Raw genomic sequence first — 12,424 nt, 5'->3', positions numbered from 1 at the left:
CCGGTCCGGGCGCACAGGCCCGAAACGGTCCGGGCACAGCCGGCGCCGCCGCAGCGGCTATCCGCGGCGCCAGGACCTCATGAGCCACGAGGCGGTCGCGATGTTCACCCGGGGGGGGGCGAGCTGGACGGCACTACCGTTGCCGGATCCACACACGCGTGACAGGCATCCTCATCGAGGACAGCGCCGTACTGCTCCTCGACCAGGACACGGAAGGCCACCGGACGTGGTCCTTGCCCGGCGGCAAGGTCGAGGACGGGGAGACCCTCGCAGAGGCCCTGGTCCGCGAAATGCTGGAAGAGACCGGCCTCCACGTCGACGTGGGCCGACTGCTGTATGTCTGCGACGTGCCCTCGGCTCACGTCGTGCACATCACCTTCGAGGCCCGCCGCACAGGCGGGCAGATCGGCGCGGTCGCGCGGGACGCGGACACGTCTCCGATCCGGAAGGTCCAGTGGGTGCCGCTCACCCGCCTGCCGGACCTGGGATTCAGTCCACGGTTTGCGACGTTGTGCCGCGAAGGATTCCCGGGCGCCGGGTCCTACATGGGGCCCAAGAGCGCAATCGGCCTTTAGAACGGCGAAGGCATTGTCCCCAGGTGGCGAGGTCGATCGGGCGGGAGCAGTGCGGGTCGGGCCGGGATCCCGTGCCCTGCGGCCTTTCTCCTGCTCGGGCGCGGAGAATGCGGCGAGCAGGGCGGTCGGCGCGCCCGTGAGGGCGCGAGTGAGCGTGCGGAGCCCGGTGCCAGCGGGGTGGTGAGCGGGGTCGCCATCGTCGGCAGTCAGCGGCACCGCGCAAACGCCCGGAGCACCAGGGGACTCAGCACCGCGGCTTCGTCGGAGCCAACGGGCGAGGCGTCAGAAAAGTCGGCGCGTGGTCAGCGTGGGCCCTGACAATCTCAGGGAGCGGCACGGGAACCGGCCGTCCCGGGCACGTGTGAGAACCCCAAGGTTTCGCCGTTCCGCCCGAGACGGACATTGAGGCGACCGGCATTCCGCCGGTCGGCGGATCTCCGGAGCGGGTTGCGAGGGGGCTCATCCCGCGCCGGCTGGCACGATGCGCCCCTGGCAAGCACTTCCAAGAGTGCGTCAACGGTCCGCATCGTCCTGATGACACTCGCGGCCGGTCAGTTCCTGATGGCCCTCGACAGCTCGGTCATGAACGTCTCCATCGCGACGGTCGCCGAGGACGTGGGGACGACCGTCGCAGGCGTCCAGGGGGCGATTACGACCTACACCCTGGTGATGGCGATGTTGATGATCCCCGGTGGCAAGGTAGGGGCGTTGACCGGCCGCAAGCGAACGTTCATGGTCGGCAGCGCCGTCTACGGCTGCGGATCGCTCGCCACGGCGCTGGCGCCGAACATGTCCGTGCTGCTGCTCGGCTGGTCGTTCCTCGTAAAAATCGGAGCGGCTCTCATCCTGCCCGCGATCGTGGCGCTCGTGGCAAGCAACTTCGCCGCCGAACGCGGGTCGGCCGCCCATGGTCTCGTCGCTGCCGCGGGGCGGTGGCCATCGCGGTCGGTCCGCTCAATGGCGGCGTCGCGACCACGTACTTCTCGTGGCGCTGGGTCTTCGCCGGCGAGGTCGTGGTGGTGATCGGTATTCTCGTGCGCGCCCGCCGCATCGCCGATGCACCGGTCGGCGAGCGCCCGCGCGTCGATCTTGTCGGCGCCGTGCTGTCCGCGCTCGGACTCGGTGCCTTTGTCTACGGAGTGCTGCGCTCGGACGAATGGCGCTGGTTCCCTCCGAAGCCGGGCGCGGCGTCGTGGCTCGGGGTGTCGCTGGTCGTGTGGCTGATGCTGGCCGGTCTGCTGCTGATCCGGCTCTTCCTGCGCCGTGGGCCTGGCTCGCGGAGCTGGGCAGGGAGCCGCTCATTGATCCGGGCATGCTGCACAACAAGCAGCTCGCCGGAGGACTGACCATGTTCTTCTTCGAGTACCTCGTTCAGACGGGCGTCTTCTTTGTCGTGCCGCTCTACCTGCCGATCGCCCTGGGCCTCTCCGCGCTCACGGCCGACGCCCGCATCGCCGCTCTCCGTGACACTCCTGGCGGCAGCCGTTCTGATCCCGCGATTCTTCCCGGACGTCTCACCGCGCCGGGTCGTGCGGCTCGTGACCCTTGCCTTGCTCGCCGGCGCGCTGGTCCTGATGGCCGCACTCGATGCGGGTGCCGGTGCGGAGATCGTCACCGTCCCTCTTCTGCTGATCGGGCTCGGCATGGGCGCGCCGGCGTCCCAGCTCGTGTCGGTCACCGTGTCCGCGGTGCCTGAAGCACAGGGCGCCGAAGTCGGCGGCGTGCAGAACGCCGTCACCCACCTCGGGGCCTCGATCGGTACGGCGCTCGCCGGCTCGATAAGGACGTGGCGCGTGCGGTACACGGTGCGAACAGGGAGGCCAGGATCGACGGTCTACGTGCCGCACTCGCCATCCTCGCCTCTGCTGCTCTCCTGGCACCCCTCTTCACCCCGCGAACCCCGAGCACCCAGCCGCGTTCGACGGAGTCGTAGCCGCAGGGCATGGGGAACGGGGCTGTCCCGATCCTGCCGTGTGGCGTTCCCGCGTGCGAAGCGCGGGTGACACCGGATCCCGCATCGAGGATTTCGGCTCCGTCAGCCGAGCAGCAGCCTTGACGCCTCGCCCGTTCGGTCGAGACGGACAGGGTATTGCCCCGGACTGCGCGTGGCTCCGACTCTCGCTAGCGTTGTTCTGTACTCGTACGACGTGTGTCGATGGACAGGGAGCTCCGGGGATGCCCTCACAACCGCACTCGGCGAGAGGCGACATCGGCCGACGTGTTGCCACGCGTCGCAAGCAGCTCGGCCTGTCCAGGCAGGAGGTCGCCTTGCGGGCAGCAGCGGCGCCCGGCTACATCGAGTACGTGGAGGAGTACTCCTCCACGTCACCCGGCATCGGCTTTCTCCTCCGGCTGGCCAACGCCCTCGAAACAACGGTCGAGGAGCTGACGGGCGCGGCCGGGGAATTGCCGGCAGGGCTTGCCAGAGCGGCTGGGCGAGCCCGAATGGTGGAACTGGACGCGTCGGACTCCTGGGCCCTGCTCGGCGACCACGGCGTGGGGAGGGTGGCTCTGGGCGGCGCGGACGGGCCGGTCGTGTTCCCGGTGAACTATCAGGTGCTGGACGGCGAGATCATGTTCAGCACGGCGGAGCATTCCTCCCTCGCCATGGCCGAGGGCACAGAGATCGCCTTCGAGGCCGATCACATCGACGACGCCTTCAGCAGAGGATGGAGCGTGCTGCTCGTGGGGCCCGTTCACGGTGTGGTGGACGAGCAAGTCGCTCGTCGGCTCAGAGAGTCCGCCTACTCGTCACCCTGGGCAGGAGACGGGCGCGACCATGTCATGATGCTCTCGCCGCGACGCGTCACCGGTCGGCGGATCATCGTGAGCGGCGCTCCAGGTGATGACTGCTGAGCAGCGGGCACGGGACGTCCGAGGCGGGAACGCGGGCACGGGCCCCGTCCTGACCGTGCCGGGCACTCACTCGTGCGGGACCACGGCGACCGGTGCGCTGCTGTGGTGGATGGCGGCCTGGGCCACGTGGCCCAGGCGGAGCCCCGTGGGCGTGCTGCGGCTACGGCGCCCCACGACGAGCAGAGCGGCATCGCTCGAGGCGTGGAGCAGCTCGGCGGCTGCGGGTCCGTTCACGGTCTTCTCCCACACGGTGACCTCAGGCAATCTCGACCGCCACGGCCGAATCATGTCCGCGAGGCCTTCGGTGACGCGCTGCTCGAGTTCCACACCGATGCCCGGGTCCATGATGGCCGCATATCCGTAGGCGGCCGGCTGGGACCAGCCGTGCACGACCCGGAGCTCCTGGCCCGTGCGCGAGGCTTCTCCGAAAGCGAAGGCGATGAGCGGGTCGCACGGATGACGGATGTCGAGTCCCAGGACGATGCCCGAGCCCGTGCCGTCGCGGCCTTCACCCGGTGATGGCGGTTCCGTGGAGCCTGGATGCCGCACGAGGATCACCGGCTGGCGTGATGCGGCGACCACGGGGAGCGAGGCTGAGCCGGCGAGGAATCCGGCGACCCTGCCGAGACCCCGTGAGCCCAGCACCATCACCTCAGCACTGTTCGCGGCGGCAGTGAGTACGTCGGCGGCGCGGCCCTGTGCGACGTTCTTGATGATCTCAAGGCCGGGGTGCCGTCTGCGGGCTCCGTCTGCGGCGTCGCCCAGGAGGCTGTCGGTCCGCTCGGCCTGCGCGCGGGCGAAAGCCGCTGGTGTCTCGGGGCCGGCCGGCGTCTCCTCCGCGTGGACAAGGAGGAGGGGTACCTCCCGGAGCGCAGCCTCGCTGGCTGCCCAGCCGACCGCCGCAGTGCTCTCGGTGGAGCCGTCCACTCCGACGGCGACGTGACGAGTCATGACTGAGCCTCCTCGAACCCGGGCTCGGATGAGGAACCACGCATGGATAAAGCGTCGCTCCGGCGATGCCGGCAGGAGGAGGGCCGACAGGTCTCGATCGGGGCCGAAGGGCCCCTCCTCGTGAGCTGCCGGTCGGTGCGAGGGTGGCGGGGTAGCTCTGGGCCGCTCCCGAGGAGAAGCCATGACCTGCGACTCTACCGGCGTCCCGCAATTCGGTGCCGTGGTTGTCGGCGTCGACGCGTCCCCGGAAGCACGGGCAGCGGCGCTGTGGGCGGCCGCGGAGGCCGACCGTCGCGGAAGTCCGCTGCACATCGTTCACGCGAGCGACGCCGATCGGCGCGCCATCCTCTCGTCGGCCGGCACCATCCGGGCGTCGCGCGAAAAGGCCCGAGACCTGCTTGCGGGCACCGCCGATGCCGTGGCTGAACAATTCCCCGGCTTGCCCGTGACGAAGGAGTTGAGCCGGCAGGAGCCGGTGGCCGGACTCTACGCGGCTGCAGGAAACCAGGGAACGATCGTGGTGGGGAGCAGAGGGCTGGGAGGGTTCGGTGCTCTACTGCTCGGGTCCGTGAGTCTGGGCGTCGCCTCGCGGACGAAGGTTCCGGTGATTGTCGTGCGAGGTGAGTGCGGCCGGGCCGGGACGGGGGCGATTACGGGTGCCGTGTACAGCGCGTCCGATCTTGACTGGCTGATGTTCGCGGCCGCCGAGGCGCAGGTTCGCCGGGCGTCGCTATGCCTGCTGAGCGTGTGCAACCTTCTGGCCCACGTCGGCAACGTCACCACCATGCTCGACGATGTCGGCGGGATCGCCGAGCAGAGGGTGCACGAGGTGGCCGCCATGGCCGATCGCGTCCGGGCACGCTGCCCCGGCCTCACGGTCACCCATCGGGTCGAGACCGCGACCAGCGTGCCCGGCGTTCTCGTCGAGGCCACGGCCCACACCGACCTGCTGGTCATGGGCAGCAGGCATCGGGTGTTCCGGAGCGGGCCCGCCCTGGGGAGCGTCAGCCATGCGCTGCTGCACCACGGTCGCTGTCCCATCGAGATCATCCCTCCCGACTTCGTGCCGGCGGGTGACGAGCCGTGAAGGTCTCACTCGTGCGCGACGACGTGCCCACGCCCGCTTCCCCACCAACCGGCATGCTCCCCGCCCGCGGCGCTCCCGGTGCTGCGGGGCAAGGGGCCGCGGTCCACAGCCTCGACGAGGCAGGTCACATGGAACGCATCCGGGTCTCCGTACCCAGGCCAGGTCCGCGCAGGCCCTCACCGCTCGACGTGCGCACCCCGTCCGGCCGCCCTCTGCCCACGGCTGCTGGCGGGCATTGCCTTCGCGTCGGCCTTCACCGCCCTATTTGTCTACGTGCCCCCAGCGCGGCATCCGGCACGGCATCGCTCCCCCAGGACGTCGTCGTCCTGCGTGCGGCCTTTGCCGTCCTAGTGTGGGGCACGGACGAATTGCTACGCGCGCGGCACCGCATTCACCGGTGAGCTGCTTCAGGCAGATTCGGCGACGGTGAGTTCGCACCGCACGTCCACGACACCCTCAATGGCCCGCGCCAACTGGGCTGCCACCGGTACGAGAGTCGGGTCGTGCACCTCGCCGGACAGGGTCACGACGCCGTTGGTGACATCTGCCCGGGCGTTTGCCGAGGGCAGGGGGAAGAGACGTTCGATGACCTGATGCCGCACGTCGGCGGCGAGTTCGGAATCCTGTCGAAGGAACACCTTCAACAGATCGGACCGGCTCACGATGCCGGCGAGTGTGTCCATGTCGACGACAGGGAGGCGTTTGATGTGGTGGGTTGCCATGAGACGGGCGGCCTGCGGAAGAAGGGCGTCCGGGGACACGGTGACGGCCGGACTGGTCATCAGGTCTCCGGCACAGAGCGAGCCCGCCTTCTCCGTGTCTCCCAGGCGGCGCATCTGCTCGATGAGTCCGGGACTTCGGTCGTGGAACTCTTCCTTGGGGAGCAGGTCGGCTTCAGAGACGACCCCGATGACGCGGTGATCATCTTCGAGAACGGGGAGCGCGGTGACCTTCCACCGGGCCATGGTTTCGACGATCTCCTTGAATCCGGCGCCTGGCGCGACCGCCACGACCTTCTTCGTCATGACGTCGGCGACGTTGTACGGGCGTGTGGCCATGGTGGTGTCCTTCAGAGGCGCCGACGGGGCCGACGGACGGTGTTTTGTGAGGCCAGGGGCGATCGTCATCGGATCAGGACCGCTTCACCTGAGCGGGGGACGACGGCGGTCCAGCCCAGCTCGTGGTCGATGCGGGCGCGCAGTGCCTCTGACGACGCCTCCTCGCCGTGAACGAGGTAGGTGGTGTGCGGGGGCGGGGCACCGCGCAGCCAGTCGAGAATCTGACCGGCGTCGGCATGGGCCGAGAAGTGCGGCACATCCGCCACTTCGGCGCGTACGGGAACGTACTCACCGAACATCTTGAGAGCGCGTGCGCCGTCCACCAGGTCTCTGGCCCGGGTGCCGGCCGCGGCGAAGCCCACGACGACCACAGTGTTGCGGGGGTCCGGCAGCAGCCGGCTGAGATGGTGAAGGACGCGGCCGCCCGTTGCCATGCCCGCGGACGAGACGATGACACACGGCCCTCGCGCCCTGTTGATGGCGATGGACTCCCGCACCGTCCGGGCGGCCAGGAACGGTTCCGGGCTCAGGGACCTCGGACCCTGGTCCAGCACCTCGGGTCGCACCTCGGAGGAGCGGCGGCGCACTGCGTCCAGGTACACGTCCAAGGCGGCCAGGGCCATGGGACTGTCGACGAAGACGGGCACGGATCCGGGCAGCAACCCGGTGCCGCGTAGCCTGGCAAGTTCGTGAAGGACGACTTCCGTGCGGTCGATCGCGAAGGCCGGAATGACCACGGTGCCTCCACGCGACACGGTGCGGTCGATAACCGAGGCGAAGTCGGACCGGCCGCCTTCCAGGTCGTGGCGACGGTCGCCGTAGGTGGACTCCACCAGCAGCACGTCGGCCCCGGTGAACGGCTCGGGGGGCAGGAGGAGAGAGTGTCCCGGACGGCCGAGGTCTCCTGATACCACAAGGCTGTGTCCGTCCTCCAGAGTGAGATGAGCCCAGGCAGCGCCGAGAATGTGACCGGCACGGTGGAGGGTCACGCGGGTGCCGGCCTCGATTTCGGTCTCGCTGCCGACAGGCAGCGGGTCGAAGTACGTCAGCGTCTTCTCCACGTCGGCCTCGTCGTACAAGGGCTCGGCCGGGTGGTGCCTCGACCAGCCGTGCTCGTTCGCGTTCCTGGCGGCTTCCATCTGGAGGCGGGCGCTGTCCCGCAGGACGATTGCCGCAAGGCGGGCGCTGTCGGCGCTCATGAGAATCGGTCCTCTGAATCCTTGCCGTACGAGCCTGGGCAGGTAGCCACAGTGATCCAGATGTGCATGGGTGACGACGACGGCGTGGATGTCGCGTGCTTCCCGGGCGAACTTTCCCCAGTTGCGGCGCCGCAGGTCCGCGAAGCCCTGGAAGAGGCCGCAGTCGACGAGAATGCGGGAGCGGTCGCCCTCGATCAGGAACTTGCTTCCGGTCACGGTGCCCACACCACCGAGGAACGTGAGCAGCGCCGGCCGGGGAACTGTGCGGACGGGGGGAGGAATCGCTGGGGACATGGGCACCCCTTGGCTTGAGTGGGCATCTCCACCGTCGCATCCGGCGAAACGGAGCGAACTGGTCCCCAGGGGCCCTCCTGGGGACCGGTCGGCCCATGCGCGTTCCCGGGGCCAAGGGTGAATCTGGCCGTGACCTCTTGACGAGAGACAGGAAGCAGGCCACGTCATGAAGGCACTCCTCTTCCGCGGCCCTGGCCACATCGAATGGGACGACGTGCCGGATCCGGACGTCGAGGACGCCGGCGACGCGATCGTGCGGGTTGACGCGGTGACCATATGCGGGACGGATCTGCACATCATCAAGGGTGATGTGCCCGAGGTGGAGCCAGGGCGCGTGCTCGGCCACGAAGCCGTGGGCACCGTCGTGGAGACGGGGGGTGACGTACGGAGCGTCCGCCCCGGCGATCGTGTGCTCATCTCCTGCATTGCCTCCTGCGGGCGGTGCCGTTTCTGCCGTGAGGCCAGATACGGGCAATGCCGGGGCGGAGGCGGATGGGTGCTCGGGCACACCATCGACGGCACACAGGCGGAGTACGTACGGGTGCCCTTCGCCGATCTTTCGGTCCACCCCCTGCCCAGCTCCGTCGACAGTTTCGACGCCGTACTCCTGGCCGACATCTTCCCCACCGCCTACGAGGTGGGCGTCCTCAACGGGGCGGTACGCCCGGGTGACACGGTCGTGGTGGTGGGCGCCGGTCCCATCGGCTTGGCGACCACGGTCGCCGCTCGTCTCTATTCGGCCGAGCGAGTCATCGTCGTGGACCTGGCGGAAGCGCGACTGGCCGCTGCACGGTCCCTGGGTGCGGAGGCGACCGCACGCGCCGACGAGGACCCCGTGCAGCTTGTGGCGGACCTGACGGACGGGCTGGGTGCCGACGTCGTCATCGAGGCGGTGGGAGTCCCGGACTCGTTCGAGATGTGTACGCGCATGGTCCGGCCGGGCGGCCGCGTCGCGAATATCGGTGTGCACGGCAAGCCGGCCGTCCTGCACCTGGAAGACCTCTGGATCAAGGACGTCACCATCACCACCGGTCTCGTGGACACTTCGTCCACCCCGATGCTGCTGCGCCTGCTGGCGGCCGGGAGGCTCCCGACGGCGGGGCTGGTCACCCATCGGTTCGAACTGGGACAGATGGAGGAGGCGTACGACGTGTTCGGCCGTGCGGCCGACACCGGAGCACTCAAGGTGGCCCTCGGGGATGCGCAGCACAACGCGGTCAGCCGACCCGCCCCGGCCGGCCGATGAGCAGTTCCCGCGGTGCCTCGCACGTGCGCGCGGTCGCCTTCGATACGGACGGTGTGCTGCTCGACTCCGCGTCCTTGCACGCCGCAGCCTGGAAGACCGCTTTCGACGGTTGTCTGGAGGCACTGGCATCCGGGGAGAACAGGCAGCCGTTCTTCGACGCGGACGGGGAGTACAGGCGGCTCGTGGACGGTAAGGCGCGGTTCGACGGGGCCCGCGCCTTCCTGGAGGCCCGAGGTCTCGCACTGCCCGTCGGAAACGCCGACGACCCGCCCGGTTGTGCCAGCGTGTGGGCAGTCGCCGCGCGTAAGGAGCAGGCGTTCACACAGATGGTTCGATCGAGGGCAGTGGCGTCCTTCCCCGACGTCGTCCCGGCACTCGACGCTCTGAGGGGGAGCGGCATGATGTGTGCCGCTGTATCCGCGTCGCGACATGCCACGGAACTCCTGGAGTCGGCCGGCATCCGCCGTCGCTTCGCGGCCGTGGTAGACGGCGGGGAGGCGGAACGGCTGGGGCTTCCCGGCAAGCCGGATCCAGCCCTGTTCCTGGAGGCGGCATCGCGGCTGCGGGCGTACCCGGGGAACACTGCGGTGGTGGAAGACGCCGTTGCCGGAGTCGAGGCCGGACGGCGCGGAGACTTCGCTCTCGTCGTGGGAGTGGACCGCACGGCAGACCCCCGCCGGGCGTCCGCGCTGGCCGGTCGGGGCGCCGATCTTGTCGTGCGAGACCTGACCGAACTGATCGGGGACCTGCCAGGAGTACCTCCATGACAGCGGCCTGGACTTGGAAATACGACGCCTACGACCCCAAGACCGAGAAGGTTGCCGAGGCTCTGTGCACCCTCGGCAACGGACGATTCGCCACCCGCGGCTCCGCTCCTGAGTGCCGTGCGGACAGCGCGCATTACCCCGGGACCTATCTTGCAGGGTGCTACGACCGCCTCACCTCCGTGGTGGCCGGTCGGCAGGTCCAGAACGAAGACATGGTCAACCTGCCGAACTGGACGCTGTTGCGTTACCGCTGTTTGCCCGACAAAGGCGCCCCCGGCGAGTGGCTGACCCCCGACTCCGCGGACCTGAAACGGTACGACGCCAGCCTCGACCTCCGTGCCGGGACTCTCACCCACCGCTTGTTCTTCCAGGACGCCGAAGGCCGTGGTCTGCGCGTCACCCACCACCGGATCGTCCACATGGGCAACCCGCGACTCGCCGCACAACGCAGTATCTTCCGGGCCTACGGCTGGAAGGGGGCACTCGAAGTCGAATCGGTTCTCGACGGCGCCGTGAGCAATGCCGGCGTCGAGCGCTACCGCGAGCTCGACGGGAACCACCTGAGGGCTCACCGCACCGGGACGGAGCCCGAACGGATCGCGTGGCTCACCTGCCGGACCTTCCAATCAGATGTCCGGATCGCGCTGGCAGCGCGCACTCAGACCGTCCCTTCGGCACAGGCCGTCGACGACCACAGTGCGACCACCGCAGTGCAGCGGTATGTGCTTCCGGTGACTCCGGGCGGCTCTGCGGCTGTCGTGAAGACCGTGGCCTTGCGCACCTCACGCGACCGTCCGGCCAGCGACCCCCTGGCAGCCGCCGTGGAAGACGTGGCGCACGCACCGGACTTCTCCGCCCTGCTGAGCTCACACCGGTCCGTCTGGCGGCGGCTGTGGCACGAGGCCGAGCTGCACGTGCCCGGAGAAACGGGGCACGTTCTGCGCCTGCATCTCTTCCACCTGCTGCAGACGCTTTCGGCCCACTCCGCGGAGCTGGACGTCGGCGTGCCCGCCAGGGGGCTGCACGGCGAGGCGTACCGGGGGCACGTCTTCTGGGACGAACTGTTCGTACTGCCCTACGTGACGATGCACTTTCCCGAGGTCGCCCGGGCGCTGCTCATGTACCGGCACCGCCGGCTGCCCGCAGCCCGGGCCGCGGCGAGACAAGCCGGGGAAGCAGGGGCCATGTACCCGTGGCAGAGTGCCGCTTCGGGGCGCGAGGAGACCCAGTCGCTGCACCTCAACCCCCGATCGGGCCGTTGGCTGCCCGACCACTCCCACCTCCAGCGACACGTGGGGTCGGCCGTCGCCCTCAACGTGTGGCGCTACGCGCAGGCCACGGGCGACCGCGGATTCCTGCACTCCGCCGGGGCGGAGATCCTGCTGGAGGTCGCCCGCTACTGGGCAGGCTCCGCCACCTATGACGAGGGCCGGCGGCGCTACCGGCTACAGGGAGTCGTCGGTCCGGACGAATACCACGACGCCTATCCGGACGCACCGACCGCGGGCATAGACGACAACGCCTACACCAACGTGACCGCCGCGTGGGTGATGGCCCGTGGCCTCGACCTGCTCGACGAACTGCCCGAGGCGCGGCGTCGGGAACTGATGGAGCAGCTGTTCCTGGACGGCACCGAACGTGACCACTGGGACGATATCTCCCGCCGCATGTACGTCCCCTTCCACCGAGGCGTCGTCAGCCAGTTCGACGGCTACGGCCTGCTCGAAGAACTGGACTGGGCGCACTACCGCCGCCGCTACGGGGACATCCGCAGGCTGGATCGGATCCTGGAGGCGGAAGGAGACACGGTCAACCGGTATCAGGCGTCCAAGCAGGCAGACACTCTCATGCTCGGATATCTCTTCCGGCCTTCCGACCTTGCCGCACTGTTCGCCAGACTCGGATACCGGCTGGACGACGAGGTGTGGCGCGAGACCGTCGAGTACTACGCGAGGCGAACCAGCCACGGTTCGACGCTCAGCAGCCTTGTCCACGGCTGGGTACTCGCCCGTGAGAAGGGTCCGGAAGCGTGGGACTACGTGGAGGAAGCGCTGCTGAGCGACGTGGCGGACCTGCAGGGCGGTACGACCGGTGAGGGCGTACACCTGGGTGCCATGGCAGGCACTCTGGACATGGTCCAGCGTGGGGTGACCGGTCTGGAGGCCGGATCCGAAGGGCTTCGCGTAGATCCCGTGGTGCTGCCGGAGATCCCCCGGTTCTCCTTCACTCTCTGTTTTCACGGACATCGTGGTATTCGGATCCGGATGAAGTCCGGCCGGATCGGCATCAGTGTCCCCGCCTCTTCGCTGGGGCCGCTCGTCGTGTTGCTTCCCGCGGAGCGACGCGTGACGGTGAGGGCCGGGGAAGAGCGGTGGTTCCGCTTCCCGTGAC

Annotated in this window: 9 protein-coding genes and 1 pseudogene; 7 read left to right on the top strand and 3 right to left on the bottom strand. The window is 69.1% G+C overall.

All coding sequences use genetic code 11. The annotated features are described in order from the left end of the window. The first annotated feature begins 158 nt into the window (after window positions 1–158). The 3 genes and pseudogenes from ACWCXC_RS08050 (at window position 159) to ACWCXC_RS08040 (ending at window position 3,431) form a co-directional block, all read left to right on the top strand. Entirely contained in the window at window positions 159–575 is a 417-nt protein-coding gene (locus ACWCXC_RS08050) for an NUDIX domain-containing protein (RefSeq protein WP_450887364.1), read from the top strand. Window positions 576–1,109: 534 nt separating this feature from the next. Beyond that, window positions 1,110–2,508: pseudogene (locus tag ACWCXC_RS08045) on the top strand (MFS transporter). 242 nt (window positions 2,509–2,750) lie between these two features. Continuing rightward, window positions 2,751–3,431 (top strand): helix-turn-helix domain-containing protein, encoded by a 681-nt coding sequence (locus tag ACWCXC_RS08040; protein ID WP_450887362.1) that lies wholly within the window; start codon window positions 2,751–2,753, stop codon window positions 3,429–3,431. 66 nt (window positions 3,432–3,497) lie between these two features. Here the strand turns inward: ACWCXC_RS08040 and ACWCXC_RS08035 are convergent, their stop codons facing one another. Further along, window positions 3,498–4,382: a universal stress protein gene (locus tag ACWCXC_RS08035; RefSeq protein WP_450887360.1), complete on the bottom strand. Its 885-nt coding sequence runs from the start codon at window positions 4,380–4,382 to the stop codon at window positions 3,498–3,500. A 181-nt stretch (window positions 4,383–4,563) separates the two neighbouring features. Here ACWCXC_RS08035 and ACWCXC_RS08030 point away from each other — a divergent pair, with 181 nt between their 5' ends. After that, a complete protein-coding gene (locus ACWCXC_RS08030; protein ID WP_450887358.1) occupies window positions 4,564–5,469 on the top strand; it encodes a universal stress protein in 906 nt (301 codons plus the stop codon). A gap of 407 nt (window positions 5,470–5,876) precedes the next feature. Here the strand turns inward: ACWCXC_RS08030 and ACWCXC_RS08025 are convergent, their stop codons facing one another. Next, on the bottom strand, window positions 5,877–6,527 hold the full coding sequence (locus ACWCXC_RS08025) for a CBS domain-containing protein (protein ID WP_450887356.1): 651 nt from the start codon (window positions 6,525–6,527) through the stop codon (window positions 5,877–5,879). Window positions 6,528–6,592: 65 nt separating this feature from the next. Beyond that, window positions 6,593–7,942, bottom strand: a complete 1,350-nt coding sequence (locus ACWCXC_RS08020) for an MBL fold metallo-hydrolase RNA specificity domain-containing protein (RefSeq protein WP_450887354.1) — start codon at window positions 7,940–7,942, stop codon at window positions 6,593–6,595. Window positions 7,943–8,186: 244 nt separating this feature from the next. On the opposite strand from ACWCXC_RS08020, the gene ACWCXC_RS08015 reads away from it, so the two are divergent. From ACWCXC_RS08015 to ACWCXC_RS08005, 3 genes are read left to right on the top strand one after another with little or no spacing between them, the layout of a single operon-like run. Next, window positions 8,187–9,266, top strand: a complete 1,080-nt coding sequence (locus ACWCXC_RS08015; protein ID WP_450887352.1) for an alcohol dehydrogenase catalytic domain-containing protein — start codon at window positions 8,187–8,189, stop codon at window positions 9,264–9,266. After that, entirely contained in the window at window positions 9,263–10,033 is a 771-nt protein-coding gene (locus ACWCXC_RS08010) for an HAD family hydrolase (protein WP_450887350.1), read from the top strand. The genes ACWCXC_RS08015 and ACWCXC_RS08010 overlap by 4 nt, the downstream gene beginning before the upstream one ends. Continuing rightward, complete coding sequence (locus tag ACWCXC_RS08005; RefSeq protein ID WP_450887348.1) at window positions 10,030–12,423, top strand: glycoside hydrolase family 65 protein; 2,394 nt, start codon at window positions 10,030–10,032, stop codon at window positions 12,421–12,423. Before ACWCXC_RS08010 ends, ACWCXC_RS08005 begins: the two co-directional genes overlap by 4 nt. Window position 12,424: the final 1 nt, after the last annotated feature.

This window comes from Streptomyces sp. NPDC001515 (assembly GCF_053597115.1).
The sequence above is the reverse complement of the archived record's forward strand: the minus strand, read 5'-3'. Positions and strand labels throughout refer to the sequence as shown.